This is a genomic window from Luteolibacter sp. Populi (genome assembly GCF_040801775.1).
Lineage (GTDB): Bacteria > Verrucomicrobiota > Verrucomicrobiia > Verrucomicrobiales > Akkermansiaceae > Haloferula.
On record NZ_CP161812.1, the window covers coordinates 2,131,716 to 2,147,174 of the forward strand.

At 62.4% G+C, this 15,459-nt stretch carries 15 protein-coding genes and 1 pseudogene; 6 read left to right on the forward strand and 10 right to left on the reverse strand.

Features of this window, described 5'->3' with window-relative positions:
* Positions 1-16 precede the first annotated feature (16 nt).
* From ABWK72_RS08410 to ABWK72_RS08425, 4 genes are all read left to right on the forward strand, one after another.
* Positions 17-532 (forward strand): hypothetical protein, encoded by a 516-nt coding sequence (locus ABWK72_RS08410; protein ID WP_367874345.1) that lies wholly within the window; start codon positions 17-19, stop codon positions 530-532.
* Between the two features lie 197 nt (positions 533-729).
* A complete protein-coding gene (locus ABWK72_RS08415) occupies positions 730-1,812 on the forward strand; it encodes a beta-ketoacyl synthase N-terminal-like domain-containing protein (RefSeq protein WP_367874346.1) in 1,083 nt (360 codons plus the stop codon).
* Positions 1,809-2,945 (forward strand): HAD-IB family phosphatase, encoded by a 1,137-nt coding sequence (locus ABWK72_RS08420; RefSeq protein ID WP_367874347.1) that lies wholly within the window; start codon positions 1,809-1,811, stop codon positions 2,943-2,945. Before ABWK72_RS08415 ends, ABWK72_RS08420 begins: the two co-directional genes overlap by 4 nt.
* 486 nt (positions 2,946-3,431) lie before the next feature.
* A complete protein-coding gene (locus ABWK72_RS08425) occupies positions 3,432-3,767 on the forward strand; it encodes a hypothetical protein (RefSeq protein ID WP_367874348.1) in 336 nt (111 codons plus the stop codon).
* 88 nt (positions 3,768-3,855) lie between these two features.
* Here ABWK72_RS08425 and ABWK72_RS08430 read toward each other — a convergent pair whose 3' ends face one another.
* The 9 genes and pseudogenes from ABWK72_RS08430 to ABWK72_RS08470 form a co-directional block, all read right to left on the reverse strand.
* On the reverse strand, positions 3,856-4,107 hold the full coding sequence (locus tag ABWK72_RS08430) for a hypothetical protein (protein ID WP_367875389.1): 252 nt from the start codon (positions 4,105-4,107) through the stop codon (positions 3,856-3,858).
* Between the two features lie 74 nt (positions 4,108-4,181).
* A pseudogene (locus ABWK72_RS08435) lies at positions 4,182-4,307 on the reverse strand (NUDIX domain-containing protein); the annotation flags it as partial.
* A gap of 125 nt (positions 4,308-4,432) precedes the next feature.
* Positions 4,433-7,261, reverse strand: a complete 2,829-nt coding sequence (gene gcvP, locus ABWK72_RS08440) for an aminomethyl-transferring glycine dehydrogenase (RefSeq protein ID WP_367874349.1) — start codon at positions 7,259-7,261, stop codon at positions 4,433-4,435.
* 197 nt (positions 7,262-7,458) lie between these two features.
* Complete coding sequence (locus tag ABWK72_RS08445; protein ID WP_367874350.1) at positions 7,459-8,082, reverse strand: fibronectin type III domain-containing protein; 624 nt, start codon at positions 8,080-8,082, stop codon at positions 7,459-7,461.
* A gap of 196 nt (positions 8,083-8,278) precedes the next feature.
* Positions 8,279-8,806: a dihydrofolate reductase family protein gene (locus ABWK72_RS08450; protein ID WP_367875322.1), complete on the reverse strand. Its 528-nt coding sequence runs from the start codon at positions 8,804-8,806 to the stop codon at positions 8,279-8,281.
* 178 nt (positions 8,807-8,984) lie between these two features.
* Positions 8,985-9,314, reverse strand: coding sequence for a DUF5615 family PIN-like protein (locus tag ABWK72_RS08455; RefSeq protein ID WP_367874351.1), 330 nt, complete (start codon positions 9,312-9,314; stop codon positions 8,985-8,987).
* Positions 9,311-9,538, reverse strand: coding sequence for a DUF433 domain-containing protein (locus ABWK72_RS08460; protein ID WP_367874352.1), 228 nt, complete (start codon positions 9,536-9,538; stop codon positions 9,311-9,313). The genes ABWK72_RS08455 and ABWK72_RS08460 overlap by 4 nt, the downstream gene beginning before the upstream one ends.
* 72 nt (positions 9,539-9,610) lie before the next feature.
* The gene (locus ABWK72_RS08465; protein ID WP_367874353.1) at positions 9,611-10,240 is read right to left on the reverse strand and encodes a response regulator; all 630 of its coding nucleotides are present in this window, start codon (positions 10,238-10,240) and stop codon (positions 9,611-9,613) included.
* Positions 10,237-11,205: a sensor histidine kinase gene (locus ABWK72_RS08470; RefSeq protein ID WP_367874354.1), complete on the reverse strand. Its 969-nt coding sequence runs from the start codon at positions 11,203-11,205 to the stop codon at positions 10,237-10,239. The genes ABWK72_RS08465 and ABWK72_RS08470 overlap by 4 nt, the downstream gene beginning before the upstream one ends.
* Positions 11,206-11,777: 572 nt before the next feature.
* On the opposite strand from ABWK72_RS08470, the gene ABWK72_RS08475 reads away from it, so the two are divergent.
* Together ABWK72_RS08475 and ABWK72_RS08480 are read left to right on the forward strand one after the other, a co-directional pair.
* Entirely contained in the window at positions 11,778-11,975 is a 198-nt protein-coding gene (locus ABWK72_RS08475; RefSeq protein WP_367874355.1) for a hypothetical protein, read from the forward strand.
* Positions 11,972-12,766, forward strand: coding sequence for a hypothetical protein (locus ABWK72_RS08480; RefSeq protein ID WP_367874356.1), 795 nt, complete (start codon positions 11,972-11,974; stop codon positions 12,764-12,766). The genes ABWK72_RS08475 and ABWK72_RS08480 overlap by 4 nt, the downstream gene beginning before the upstream one ends.
* Positions 12,767-12,991: 225 nt before the next feature.
* Here ABWK72_RS08480 and ABWK72_RS08485 read toward each other — a convergent pair whose 3' ends face one another.
* A complete protein-coding gene (locus tag ABWK72_RS08485) occupies positions 12,992-15,241 on the reverse strand; it encodes a hypothetical protein (RefSeq protein WP_367874357.1) in 2,250 nt (749 codons plus the stop codon).
* Positions 15,242-15,459: the final 218 nt, after the last annotated feature.

The following is a 15,459-nucleotide window of genomic DNA, read 5'->3' on the forward strand; positions in this document are numbered from 1 at the left end:
GACTTCCCACCAGGCCATGCGCGCCCTCGTTTTCTCAATCGCAACGCTGCTGGTGATTCTCCTCTGCTGGAGCATCAAAACGCTCCTTCGCCCTGCGCCGCCGGCTCCCGGACCGAACACCATGTCTCCGGGAACTTTCATCGAAAATCCCGGCGTCCGCCGCTTCTCGGACAAGGACTTGGAAGCCACGCTGAAGACGGCGATCCACGGCAGCGAACTCCACTGGAGTATCGAGTTCGTCCGCAACCCGCCCCCCGGAAAAGGCAGCACCGGACCCGCTGGCATCCTGTCGATGGTCTCGCCGGCAGCCGCTTGGTTCATCTACATGGAAGGTGCCGAGAGCTACTGGTTCTTCAACGGCAGCGGCGGGCTTGAAAAGTCTCAGGGCAGCGTCAGCTCGCTCGTCTCGATTCGCGACGGAAAGGTGGTGACCAGCCTGGCTCCGCCCGCGGAGGTGATCAGGCGGCTGCCCTTGGATTTGCAGATGCTTTATCCGCGGATTGTGCCCAAGCACACGGGGCCGAGCCTTTGAAGCGATCGAAAAAGCGACGGCAAGTCTCCGCATTTGCGGGCTCTCCAGACCGTTCTTGCGGACTGCCTAGCCGTGGTCCCGCCCCCTTCCGCGAAAATTCCGCGTTGGCATCGGTGGCGGGCACGCTCTAGTCCCCTCCCATCGCAACGCCGCTTTCCATCACCGGCCTCGGGGCGCTGTCCGGGCTGGGCGAAGACATGCCCGGGCACCTCGCCTCCATCGCCGCGGGACGGACGGTTTACCGGCCGCTCGCCGGGCTGTTAGGGAAGGCGAGCCCCCATGGCGGACTGGAAGCCGTTTGGATCACACGCCGCGAGCTTCTGCGCAGCCGCAAGTGGTCTCCCGCTACCATGGCGGCGCTGAAGGTCGCGCGCGAGGCGGTGGCGGAAGCGGGCTGGCAGGCGCAGGACCTGGCGGATGCGGTGGTCTTCCTTGGCACCAGCCGCGGGACGGCGGCGGGCTGGATCGAGCCCTGGCCGGAGCGCCGCGCTTTCCCCCTGATGGCGGCGAGCAATTCCCTTCACAGCGAACCGGCGGCGGCGGTCAGCATCGAGCTGGGCATCCGCGGTCCCTGGCAGGTCCAGGCGAGCGGCTGCGCGGCGGGCCTGGACGCGCTCGGCATGGCCGCGCTGTGGCTCGATGCCGGGCTGGCGGAGCGGGCGCTGGTGGTGGCCGTCGACCTGTCCCTGTCCCCCGCCCTGCTCGATAGCTATGCGGCCACCGGCATTCTCTCCCGCAACAACCGGAACGACCCCTACTCCCCGGCGACTTCCGGAATCCTTCCCGCGGAGGCCGCCGCCGCCATCACCTTGGAGCGCGGCCACCATGGCGCTCACCCCCTCTTCTCCGGCTATCTCGCGAATGCCGACGCCGCCGACGCGATCGGCATGCCACCGGGAGCCCCCGGCCTGGTCTCCCTGCTGACCAAGGCCCGGGAAAAATTCGGCGCGCCCGCCGCGCTGTGTCCCCACGCCAGCGGCACCGCCGCGCACGCGCTGCTGGAGCCCGCGGCAATCCGCCAAGCGCTCGGCGAAGGCACGCTCCTGTGCCCGCTCAAGCCCTGGACCGGACACGGTATCGGCGGCGGCGGGTTGCTGGAGACCGCCATCCTCACTGCCTTCCTGCGGGACAAGCGCCTGCCGCCGGCATTGGCTGGCCTCATCTGCCCGCCCGGTCTGGCCATGACGCCGGGCGCGCTTCCCTCCGCCGCCCGGATTTTCAAACTGGCCTCCGCCTTGGGAGGAAAGAACTCCCTGATCGCCCTGCAAGCACCGCTATGAACGAGCTCCGCCTGGAAGTATCTGTCGATGACCAAGTCCTGCGCGTCTTCCGCGACACCGAACTCGTCCGCAGCTATCCCGTTTCCACCGCCGCAAAGGGCGTCGGCTTCACGCCCGGCAGCCATCGCACGCCGACCGGGCGCTTCGTGATCGCACAGAAGGCCGGTGCCGGGGAGCCCCCGGGCACGATCTTCGTCTCACGAAAAGTCGTGGGCCATTGGCAGCCGGGTGATGCGAGCGAGAAGGATCACGTCCTGACCCGCATCATCCGCCTCAGCGGCCTGCAGCCGGAGAATGCCAATTCCTTCGACCGCTACATCTACCTCCACGGCACCAATCACGAAGCGAAGCTAGGCAGCCCGGCGAGCTGCGGCTGCGTGCGCCTGGCGAATGCCGACGTGACCGAACTCTACAACCTGGTCGAGCCGGGCATGATCGTGGAAATCCTGCCGCCGGTCCGGCCGCGCGGCAAACTCGCCTTCTTCGATTGTGACTCCACGCTCTCCAGCATCGAGGGCATCGACGAACTCGGGCGAGCCCGCGGGCCCGAGGTCTTCGCCATGGTGGAGCATCTCACGAATGCGGCAATGAACGGCGAGGTGCCGATCGGCGAAGTCTTCGGCCGCCGCATGGAAATCATCCGCCCCGACCGGGCGACCGCCGATGCCGTCGCACAACTCTATGTGGACACGATGGTTCCGGGCACCGCCGAGGTGATCGTGGACTTGAAACGCAAGGGCTGGACGCCGGTGATTCTCTCCGGCGGCTTCGAACCGCTGATCCGTCCGCTGGCCAAGGTGCTGGGGATCGATCACGTCGAGGCGGTGCCTCTCTATTTCGATCCCGAGGGCAACTACGCCGGATATGGTAATTCCTACCCGACCACGCGGAACGGCGGCAAGCCGGAGGTCGTGCGCGAGTGGAAGCAGGCCACCCTGCCCGAGGCGGTGATCATGATGGGCGACGGGATCTCGGATCTGGAAGCCAAGCCGGAGGTGGATCTCTTTATCGGCTTCGGCGGTGTCGTGGCACGCAAACCGGTACAGGAAGGCGCGGATGCCTGGCTCACCAGCATGGCCGGTTTTGCACATGTTGACCTCCCGGTCGGGCCGCGGGCGAGCAGTCGCGTTTGAATCGGACCGGGCGGACGCGTGCAGCCGGCGGCAGGCGCCGCGAGATCAAAAGGTTAAGATCGGATTAAGACGACCTAACAGCGACCGAAAAATCGCTCTACTTCAATAGATTACGGATTCATTAAAGAAGGGGACCAGCGCGTTTCCCGAACGCGAGATGGGACAAGCGCTGTTGCTTTTCCAGCTTTTGACTCAACTTGAATCCGCGAACGCCCTACCTTCGGAAAGCTGAAAACACCTCCTTGCGCACCAATCAAGCGTTTGCTTCATTTTGCCAATGATCCCGCAACTTGCTGATACCAGCAGCATTCCATGCACCCATCGATCGCATCTAACGAAGTGACGGATTTTGCGAATGTCACTAGTCCTCTTCCAATCGATCGAACAAAAGGATGTCAGCGTAGATCTACGCATATATGAAATTCCGAGTCTTCATTCAAGTTTGAGCTTGCGACTCAACGACTCTCGTCATAAACCTCCGGAGTCATGAGCAACTCCAACATCAATGCGGCGAAAGGCCGCCGATACACTGCAAAAGAGAAGGCGGACATCATCGCCTTCGTGGACAAGGTAAACACGGACAAGGGGCGCGGCGGCCAGAGTGCAGCCTCCAAGAAATACAAGATATCGCCCCTTACCATCTCCAGTTGGATCCGCTCGGGTCCGGGTGGTGGTAGCACATCCGCGGGTGGTGGCGCAGTCGCCGGCCCGATCGGTAAGAAACTGTCCAAGCTACAGGCCCTTCACGACCAGATCTCCAGAGCCGAGAAGGAACTCTCCAAGCTCAAAACCCAATTCAACTCTCTCAAGTCCGCGCTATAACGCTGCTTCAGCTTCAACAAGCCACGCCCGTTTCCCTGAGGGGGAACGGGCGTTTTTCGTGCCCTCCGCCAAGGTCCGGGCAGGGGCTTCAGGCCGGGGCCGGACTCCAGTGGACGTCCAACTCGAGGTCTTGCCAGATCACGTCTTCCCCGGAGAAGACGAAGCGGCCGTGGAAACTCCGGTCATCCAGCAGCAGCGGCAGCCAGTGGATATCATCCTTCCACATCCGGTCGTAGGGAATATCGCCCAGCCGGCACCATAGCGGCTTGGCCTCGTCCGTCTCGATCGGATGCCCTTCGAAGTCGCGCGCCAGGAAGACATGGCAAAGGATGTCCGGCATGTCGGACATCGCGAAATGGAGTTCCCCCTTTTCACGGGACGCAGCGCGGTGATCCCCAACTCTTCCCGTGTCTCGCGGATCACGCATTCGTAAGGCGTTTCACCCGGATCGATCTTGCCGCCCGGGCCGTTGATCTTGCCGGCACCCAGGCCGCGCTTCTTTTCAATCAGCAGGATTTCTCCATCGCGAACGATGAACATCAGCGTGGCATGGATCTCCGCCCGCCAACTGGCCCAATGGATCGGTGAGGAATGCACGCGGGGAGAAATGAAGTAGCCAGAAGCAGGTAGCAAGTAGCAAGGAGGCTGGAAAACGCCCCAGCTCCCTACTTCCCCGCCTCCGCGTAGGCTTCCACCGTGTCGCAGGTGCAGACCAGGTTGCGGTCGCCGTGCACGTTGTCGATCCGGCCGACGGAGGGCCAGAACTTGTGATTCCGCAGATAAGGCAAGGGGTAGGCGGCCTGCTCGCGGCCGTAGGCGTGGCTCCAATCGTCCGCGCAGACGCTATCGGCCGTGTGCGGGGCGTTCTTGAGCACGTTGTCGTTCTCGTCGGCCTCGCCATTGGCCACCGCCATGATCTCGCCGTGGATGGCGATCATCGCATCGCAGAAGCGGTCGAGCTCGACCTTCGCCTCGGACTCGGTCGGCTCGATCATCAGCGTGCCGGCCACCGGCCAGCTCATGGTCGGCGCGTGGAAGCCGTAATCCATCAGGCGCTTCGCCACGTCTTCCACGGTGATGCCGCTCTTCTCGGACAGCGGGCGGACGTCGATGATGCACTCGTGGGCGACCAAGCCCGCCTTGCCCGAGTAGAGCACCGGGTAAAAAGGCGCGAGGCGCTTGGCGATGTAGTTCGCACTCAGGATCGCGGTCTCGGTCGCTTCCTTGAGGCCGTCCGGCCCCATCATCGCGATGTACATCCAGGAGATCGTGTTGATCGAGGCGCTGCCCCAGGGGGCCGAGCACACCGGGCCTTCCGCCGAGTCCAGCTCGCGGTGACCGGGCAGGAAGGGCACGAGCTGCTCCGCCACGCCGATCGGGCCGACGCCGGGACCGCCGCCGCCGTGAGGGATGCAGAAGGTCTTGTGCAAGTTCAGGTGGCACACGTCCGCCCCGATCCGGCCGGGACTGGTCAGGCCGACCTGCGCGTTCATGTTCGCGCCATCCATGTAAACCTGCCCGCCGGCCTCGTGGATCGATTCGCAGATCCCGACGATGGTCTCCTCGAAGACCCCGTGCGTGGAAGGATAAGTGACCATCAGCGCGGCCAGATTCTCGCGGTGCTCGGCGATGCGCGCTTCGAGATCGCCGGTGTCGATATTACCCTGTTCGTCGCACTTCACGCCGACGACTTTCATCCCGACCATCACCGCCGAGGCCGGATTGGTGCCGTGTGCCGAGACCGGGATCAGGCAGACATCGCGATGCGTATCGCCGCGCGAGAGGTGATAGCGGCGGATCGCCAGCAAGCCGGCATACTCGCCCTGCGAGCCTGCATTCGGTTGCAGCGAGACCGCGGCGAAACCGGTGACCTCCGCCAGCCAGTCTTCCAAAAGACCGAGCATCTCGCGGTAGCCTTGGCTCTGGTCGGCAGGGACGAAGGGATGGATCGAGGCCACTTCAGGCCAGCTCAGCGGGATCATCTCCGAGGTCGCATTGAGCTTCATCGTGCAAGAGCCCAGCGCGATCATCGATTCGTTCAGCGCGAGGTCCTTCGACTCGAGGCGCTTGAGATAGCGCAGCATCTCGGTCTCCGAGTGATACGAATTGAAAACCTTCTGCGTGAGGAAGTCCGACTTCCGGCTCAGGTCCGCATGCCAGCCCGCCGACTTGTCAGCGGACAGCGACTTCGCGCCCAGCGCTTCCGCCACCGCCGCCACATCGGCATCGGTGGTGGTTTCGTCGAAGGCGATGCCGACGCGCTTGCCATCGATGCGCCGCAGGTTGATCCCGCGTTCCACTGCCGCTGCCAGCGCGGCATCCACATCCATCACCGAAACAGTCAGGGTATCGAAGTAGCTCTCGTTCTCCACGTTCACACCGGCGGCGGTCAGCGAGGCAGCAAGCCGCGCGGTCTTCACATGGATCGTCCGCGCGATGTGCTGCAAGCCTTCCGGGCCGTGATACACCGCATACATCGAGGCCATCACCGCCAGCAGCACCTGGGCGGTGCAGATGTTGGAGGTCGCCTTGTCGCGGCGGATGTGCTGCTCGCGGGTCTGCAAGGAAAGGCGGAAGCCAGGCTTGCCGCGGGAGTCCACGGAGACGCCGATCAAGCGGCCCGGCAGTTTGCGCTTGAGCGCATCCTTGCAGGCCATGAAGCCCGCGTGCGGCCCGCCGAATCCAAAAGGAACACCAAAGCGCTGGCTGCAGCCGACGCAGATGTCCGCGCCGAATTCGCCGGGAGCCTTGAGAAGCGTCAGCGCCAGCAGGTCCGCCGCGGCGATAGTGACCGCCTTCGCAGCCCGCGCCTTTTCAAAGAAGGCCGCGTAGTTGGCCACGGTCCCGAAGGTGTCCGGATACTGCACCAGCACCGCGAAGAGACCCTCGCAAGCGGCGGGATCGAAGGTCCGCCAATCGCCAACCTTCACCTCGATCCCCAGCGGCTCGGCACGGGTCTTGACCACATCGATGGTCTGCGGATGACAGGCATCGGAAACGAAGAAGACCTTGCCCTTCGGCGCACCGGCGAGCGCCAGGCTCATCGCCTCCGCCGCCGCCGTGCCTTCGTCGAGCAGGGAAGCATTCGCCACGTCGAGCCCGCTCAGCTCGGTGATCATCGTCTGGAAATTCAGCAGCGCTTCCAGCCGGCCCTGCGCGATCTCCGCCTGGTAGGGCGTGTAGGCGGTGTACCAACCGGGATTCTCCAGGATATTGCGCAGGATCACGCCGGGCACATGGGTGCCGTGATAGCCTTGGCCGATGAAGGACTTGAGCACCTTGTTCTTGCCCATGATGCCCTTCAGCCAGGCCAGCGCCTCCGGCTCCGACTTGGCCGCGGGCAGGTCCAGCACCCGGTCCGTGCGGATTCCCGCGGGCACCGTATCGGCGATCAGGGCGTCGAGCGAACCGTAGCCGGTGGCGCGGAGCATTTCTTCGCGGTCGGAGCCGATGGCCCCGAGGTGACGGCTGCGGAAATCGGTGTGGGCGGACATGAGCAGTACGGCCGCCCGCAAGGGAAAAAAGGGACGGCGCGCCCTCAATAAGGCAAAACCCCGGCGGTGCAATCCCCGGGAAAGCCCGCTCCGAAAGAATCGCTCCTTTTTGACCGAAACGGCCCGAAAGTTTAGCCGCTTTGGCAAACGACTCCGGACCGCGGACACACCGGCCGCAGCCCGGAGTCACCAAGTTTTCACTCGGTCTCCCCAAAGGCGTTGCGAGGCGCCACCTTGAAGAACATCTTCTGCTTCGAAGCCTGATACGGATACTCGTAGTAAAGCCACTGGCTGTCCGAACTGGTCGCGGCTCCGGTCGCGAAACGCGCCGCTTCCGTCCAGGTCGCCAGATCCTCGCTGGCATAGACCGCGAAGCGTTCGGCGGAAGCTTCGGCCGATTTCGGATACTTCCACTGCAGCTTGCCTTGGCCCCCGGAAGCCATCGCGAAGGATGTGCCGACCGCCGGCGGCGGCACCGCGGCGGTCAGGCTGAATTCCGCGGAGCGCGGGCTTTCGAGCCCGGTCGAGTTATAAGCGCTGACGGCGAGGTAGTAGGTGCTGCCCATGAAGAGCTGCGGCAGCGTGGCCTGGGTGACCCGGCCAACATCGAGAACCTCCGTGTAAACGCCGCTCTGCGTGCCGAAATGCACCTTGTAGCCCGCGACATCGCTCTCGGGATTGGCATTCCACGCCAGCGACACCGGCGGCGCGGCATCGGCCGCATGCACGGCATCCGGCAGGATCAGGGATGAAAGGACGGCCAAGGCGAGAGCGTAGCCACGATGAGGGTTGAAGGACAGGTTCCGGGTTTCCAAACGCATAATCCAGCTTCGCAGGAATCGTCGTTTCGGACAGGGGGTGCGTGGCTGATTCGAGTGTGGGTCTGAAACTCTCGCCCTGTCGGTATTTTACCCGACAGTTACTCGTAAATTTACCCCTCCGGTTGTTATACAGACGGGTGCACTTTTATGGACAGCTTTTCCGAGAAGCTCAGGCCCGCTCGAATCGCTTTCGTCATCAGCCGAACTTGTAGTGCAAGCGGGCGCCCCCGCCACCGAGGGACTGGGCCGAGAGCAGGGTCGGCGAAGCGTTGAAGCCGGTGGGCGGAAACAACGGATAGCCGCCGCCGATGATGGAAGAGATGAGGTAAATCTCGATTTCGTCCAAGGCCCCGCGCTCCATGAAGGCCATTTGCAGCTTGCCCCCGCCCAGCATCCACACGTCGCCATCATCGAGCGCCCGCAATTCGGCAATCAGCGCATCGACGTCCGAACGGGTTTCCAGCACTCCCTTTGGATCGGAGATGGGCCTTGAGGTGACGACGATGACGCGCTGGTCGCCATAGGCCCACGGGTTGGGGTCATTGGCGATCCAGTCGTACGTCGTGCGGCCCATAACCACGGTGCGGATGCGCTTGATGAACAGGTTGTAGTCATATTCGCCCAGTTCCATGTCCCCCCGGGTGAAAAGCCATTGCAGCGATTCATCGGCGGTGGCAATGAAGCCATCGAGACTGGTAGCGACGTAACCTAAAATTCTGGCCATATCTTGGCCAAGGGTCATCCAGACGATCGTCCGTTTACAAATGGATTTTTCGAACTGCCGGATCGCGCCACCCCCTCAATCCACCAGCTTGTGCTGCAACGCAAAGCGGGTCAGCTCGACATTCGTCGAAAGCCCCAGCTTCTTCGAAATCCGCGGCACCGAGCTTGAATCGCCCTGTTTAACGGACTTCGACGATCCGCTGGCCGGACCCGAAAGCATCCTCGATTCCAAGCCACGCCGACTCGATCGAGGCAATCAAGGCATAGGTCCGGCAATTCCCCACCCTCAACCACAACAGGCGTCCAGCATCTGCGGGACGGGTGGCCAAGATGAAAAAGTCCTCGTCCTTGCTGATCACGATGCGCCCCTCCTCCAAGGCCAGTTTCCAAAGAAGACGATCATCCGCCTGCGCTTGTCCACACTCGCCCACGTGCAAGGCGTCATGGCCGTGTTTCCGCAGCCAAACCGCCAGTGTCGCGGGTAATTGGCTGTCCACGAGGAACCTCACGCTGCGACAGTGAGAACGGTGTGGTCCATCTGACGAGCCGCGTAGGTCAGGGCCGCGGTGATGTCGTCGCTCTCCAAGAACGGATAGTCCTGAAGAATCTCCTCGCGGGAAGCTCCTGCAGCGATGAGATCGAGGATGTCACTCACGCGGATACGAAAACCGCGGATGCACGGGCGACCGCCGCACTTGCCGGGCTCGATGGTAATGCGTTCGAGATGATCCACGATTTGAAAGTGCCCGAAAAGAGCCGCGGGCTCAACTCGAAATAAACGCGGGATTGCCGGAAGATTACCCCCTTAATCCACCAGCTTGTGCTGCAACGCAAAGCGGGTCAGCTCGACATTCGTCGAAAGCCCCAGCTTCTCCGAAATCCTGCTCCGGTAAGTGGCAATGGTCTTCTCGCTCAGGGCCAGTTCCGCGGCGATCTCCTTGATCGTCTTGCCACGGGCGATCATCTGCAAAACCTGCAACTCCCGGTGCGAAAGATTCTCCTGCGGCGTGCCGCTCCAGCCTTCCGCGGCGGCCTGCGCCAGTTTCTCCGCGACCGCCGGGCTGACGTGGCGACCACCCGCCAGGACCTTCTTCACCGCGCCGACCAGCACGTCGGAGGCGCTTTGCTTCGAGACGTAGCCCGCGGCGCCGAGCTTCAGCGCGCGCAGGGCGAAGTCCTCCTCGGTATGCGCGCTCACGACCAGCACCGGCAGGTTCGGCTTGAGGCGGCGCAGGTCGCGCAGCAGCTCCAGGCCGCTGCGGCCCGGCATGTTGATATCGACCAGCGCCAGATCCCACTCGCCCTGCTCCACGATCTCCAGCGCCTCGCGGGCATCGGCGGCATCGGCGATCTCCACGACCGGAAAATGGTCGCGCAGCAGCCCCCGCAGCCCGCGGCGGATCAGTTCGTGATCGTCGGCAATCAGGATTCTCATGAGGATGGCTTCCAAGGAAGGATCGCAAGCACACGGGTACCCCCGGATTCCGGAGCGGTAAAGTTCACCTTGCCGCCCAAAAGCTCGGCCCTTTCGCGCATGCCCAGGAGTCCTAGCGAATGGCCATCGCGCTCCACACCGGGCGGCATGCCCTTGCCATCGTCCGTCACGGCGAGTTCGAGCGCCTCTCCGGTGGTGACGCATTTCGCTTTCACACGGGTCGCCTCCGCGTGGCGGACCACATTGGTGAGGGCCTCCTGGAAAATCCGGAAGGCGGCCGTCGCCACGTCGGGCGAGAGCTTCTCCGGCAATTCTCCCACCTCCACTTCGCAGGGCATGCCGGTCCTGAGCACGAAGCGTTCCGCTTCTTCGGCCAGCGCCGCCGGCAGGCCGAGCTCGTCCAACGCATCGGGCCGGAGCTCGGTGGCGATCCGGCGGACCGTGTCGATCAAGCCATCCACCTGCTCTTGCGTCTCGACCAGACGGTCGGTCAGCGGATTGAGCGCACGTTCGTCGCGGACTTCCAATTGGCGCTCCACCCAGCGCAGGTCCATCTTCAGGCCGGTGAGCGCCTGGCCAAGCTGATCGTGCAACTCGCGGGAGATCCGGGTACGGTCGGCCTCCCGCAGACCCTCGATCCGGGTCGAGAGATTGCGGAACATCACATTCACTTCGGAGAGCATTTCACACTGCTCCCGCTCCGCCTGCCGCCAGCCGCGAAAGGCACGGCGCAGGACGAAATAGAGGAAGACCGAGGTGGCGATCACGAAATTGATCCCCTTCAGCGACTGCAGCCAGACCTGGCTCTCCGGCATGAAAATGTGGAGCAGCCGGTCCGAACCGAGGATCCATATCGTCGCAGCGACGAAGTAAATGGAAACGATCCGCACCTCCGGGCGCGTCAAGACCTGCGGCCATGTGGCGACCGGAGGGGAGCCGGGGTCCGGGGGGAGCCTGCTGTTCACGGGCTTCAGAATAGCGTGAAAAAGGAAGAAGGTCGAGACACGACCGGAAAGAAATCAAGTACGTGGAGCAGTAGTCGCGCAGCGACCGTGGACTGCGGCAGCCCGCTCTGCCCGTTACCCAGAATCCTGTCCTCGGGTCCCCCTCTTCAGGGCCAAGGGCCCGCTGCCGCTGTAGGCAGGCAGCCTGCTGCCGTGAAGCACCGGTGATGTTAATTCCACCTGCGGTCCACTGTTCTGGATTGCTATGGCGGGGAGTTACCACGAATCCCGCGAATCGACGAATGAAGGCAAAGGATTCAAAAGAGAGAGAGAGCTTGGATTTCTTTTTGAACAGGAGGAAGGCAGGAGGCAGCTCCGGAACATCCGCCGAAGCAGTCAGCCGAGCTCAAGCCCTACGGGTTCGCCCGCCTGCTTCGGACGGCGGGGAAATGGTACCAGTCCTTAGGACTGCCCCCATCAAACGCTACCGTGTATCTCAAGGACAAGGCTCGCTCGGTGTCGGCCGGCGCGGACGGGGACCGGCGCGCCCTTCCTTGACAATCGACCGTTTGGATGGCTTCCTTGGGCTAGGAATGCCCCGGCCAACCGTCACCTTCAAGCAGCTCGACCGCGAGCATCGCCGCGAAGTCACGCGCGATGCCGAGCGTTTGCGTACGGCCCAAGTGACTCCCATGGCATTGCAGGCGGAAAATTCCATACTTCCGCCAAACACCCGCGTGAGGGTCCGCAATCTGATTGGATATGCCAAAAAGGCCTATCTGCAAAAATGAGCGGAGAGGACGATCCGGGCACTGAGGTGCAGGACTTCAAGGATGTGTTGAGCACGCCGGTTGACGGCGAGCTTCCCTTGGTGGTCGGCGGTCATGCGGTGCACCTTTGGGCGTTGGCGTTCGAAGACCGTTTGGGCGACGCATTGACGCGATGGGTTCCGCTCACCAGCAAGGATCTCGATCTCTATGGCACCCAAGCGCTGCTGGACGGCCTGAAAAAACAATTCGGCGGCAACTACCGGCTATCCGGCCCCCGTGGGCCGGTGATAGGGCAGTTGGCGGTGAAGCTCGGCGGGATCGAGAGGAAGATCGATGTGCTTCGGGATGTGGTTGGTCTCAGCATCAAGGAACTTGCGGCCGAGGCGATCGAACTTGAATTTGAAGCCGATGGCGAGTGGCTGACTTGCCGCGTGCTTCCGCTGCTCCTACTGTTCCAAGCCAAAGTGGCCAACTTGGCCAAGCTCGATCAAACCGGGCGCAACGATCGCAAGCATGTGTCGATCCTGCTGCTCGTCGTCCGGGAGTATCTCGCGGAACTCATCAGGGCCGCGGAATCCGGCGAACTGGAACCGCGGGGCGCAACCGTTCCGCTGGAACAGGCTTTGAAGATCGTGAACTCCCCCGATGGGGTGAAATGCTTTTCTGTCCACGGCATTGTATTTGATGACATCTGGCCTCGTGACGGATTGGCGGCGGCAACCAAGGCGCCGCTTCAGAATTTCCAGAAGCACCGCCTTCCACCGTTTGGATGTGGCGGAGAGGAAGACGCAAAAAATAAGGGGAATTCTTGAGGGTGCCCGCAATTCTCTTTGCTGCCGCCAGGCTGGCGAGCACCACTGGCTTTGAGTAGGCGCTATCCCCATAGGCCATAGGCCACCGCGCCGGGCGAAGCCGCATCCACCTTCATGGATGGGGTACCGATCCTTGAATCTTGAGGAAGTCGAGAACCTGAGACTCCAACAGATCCAGAATCTCGGCCATGGATTCAAAATTCAAGGACGAATCCCATCAAGGTATTACTCCACTTCCACACGGCTGAAAAAACGCGGTGTGGTGAGAAGATCGACAGGTTCGCTGATCGTCACATGATCCCAAGCGGGAAAACCGGGAATTCCCTCCACGATTGCATCTGCCGTGACGGGCTCGAAAGCAGCTTGCGTCAAGCCCGTTGATTTCATTGGCGCATAAGCCAGTCGGGGATCTTTCCGGCGAACAAAACCAATCCGCCAATGATCGCCGGTCTCGCCGCGTACAAACTCTCCACGCGGCAGGCCGCCGGGGAAACCGGAAGCGACCTCCCCCGTATAGGGCAGGGCGAGGCTCAGGTTGAATGCGTGCTTTAGAAGATTCGGCACGCCATCGTTAAACGGTTCGGCTTCCGAGCCTGCGGCGGCACCCTCGAGTCCAGCCAGTGCGGCAGCCTCTTGGAAAGATGGCCAGGGCACGGCAAGCTTGCGGAAGGTGGCGGATCCACCTGCCGCGATCATGGAGGCCTTGCCCGAGACAATTCCGGACTGTAGCTGGGCATCATGATTGGAGCCCCATATCCAGACCGTGCCATCCGCTTTGAGAGCCACACTATGAGCTTGGCCTGCGGCGATGGCCACCACGCCAGATAGTGCTTCTTGAGGAACACTGGTTTGACCGAAGAAATTCCAGCCCCAGGCCACGACCTTTCCTCCAGACGTAAGGGCGAGCGCGTGTTCGGCCCCTGCCGCAATCGCCACCACCTCGCTTTGCGCTTCCGTGGGAATCACCATCGGGCCTTGAACATTGGATCCCCACACCACCGTTGTGCCGCCTTCCTTCAGCGCCACGACAAATTCATATCCTGCGGCGATAGCCGTGACACCGCTCTGCGCCTCGGCGGGAACCGTCAATCCGCCCATGATGTGGTCGTTTCCCCAGTTGATAACACTGCCATCGTCTTTTAAAGCGACCGTCTGCACGCCGGCGGCTGAGATAGCAGTGACCCCGCTCAGGGCGGCCTCCGGCACATCGCGCTGACCTCCGCTATTGCCACCCCAAGCCACCACCCGACCGTCGGTCCGAAGGGCTACGCAGTGGATATTCCCGGTCGAGACTGCTTTCACTCCGGTCCTCGCGTCCGTTGGAACGTCGGTCTGCCCGTAGTTGTTGAATCCCCATGCATGGACACTGCCATCATCCATCAGTGCAATTGTGTGATTGAAATCGGCCGCGAGAGCGGACACTTCTTTATCGAAGAAAGAGGGAACAGCACATTGGCCCCGGTGCACGTAAGGCGAAATCGATTCTCCAGGACTTTTCTCCACTCCTGCTCCCCATGCCACCACCGTTCCATCACTCCTGATCGCCAGGTTGTGATTGTGACCCGCGGCGATGGCGGTGACTCCTGAAAGTGCCAACGCAGGCACGTTCGCCTGTCCATAGTCGAACAACGATCCTTGGAGGATTGCCTCAACCCTTCCATCCTCGTGAAGAAATGCGACGTGTTGGAAGCCACCGGTGACGGCGGTAATCCCGCTACCCGCTTGCGCATGATAAATCACCTCGCCGGCGGGAACGCTGTAGCCCCATTCGATCACGCTGCCATCATTCTTTAGCGCCAGGCTGTGGTGGGATGTCGCTGCAATCGCAATGACACCGGAGCTCGCGGCAACCGGCACCACCGCTTCCTGACCGGCGGGAGCTCCCGGACGGTCGGTGCCCCATGCAATGACTTCACCGTCCACCGTCAGGGCAAGGCTGTGGCTGAATCCGGCGGCAATGGCCTTGATATTTCCGGAGGCTTCCGGCGGCACGTTCCTCTGTCCCCAGTCGTTCCCACCCCATGCCAACACGGAACCGTCGGACTTCAAGGCGAGCATGTGAGTCCAGCCAGCGGAGATCGCCGCGACTCCAGAACTGGCTCCCGCCGGGACCCCCGGCTGATAAGAGGAACTGCCGCCCCAGACAATCACCCCGCCGTTTTTCAACGCGGCACAGAAACGTCCGCCCGCCGAGATTGCCGAGACACCGCGGGAGACGCTCGGGGGAAGATTGAGCTGACTATCGAAATTAGCCCCCCAGGCGATGACACGACCTTCGCGGGTCAATCCCATGCTGTAAGTCTCTCCGCCAGCGACCGCAACGAAGTCCCGGTGAAGGGGCTCGACGATCTCTTGCGGAGGAAGTTCCATCTGAAAACCCGAATAGGCCCACGCCCCGGCAGGGAGGGATTCAACCGCGAAAACACTTGGAATGAGCAGGTGGGCGAGAATGAAGATCAATCGAGGAAAAGTCATGTTTTTGAGTGGTTTCCCTCAGCGCGAAAGGCTGATAGGGATCTGAAAATACGTTGCTGCCACGAGCGTCCGACGTGAGACCCCAATTGACCAGAAGCTTCGCGGGGAGGGGTTGGGGCGTCTTCATTGAGGTCATTCTAACTGCATCATCAGCAGAGCGGTGTCGGTATCTTCATTTGTCGGAAAGTGTTGGCCACCGGGGCGAACGGTCTGGGGAC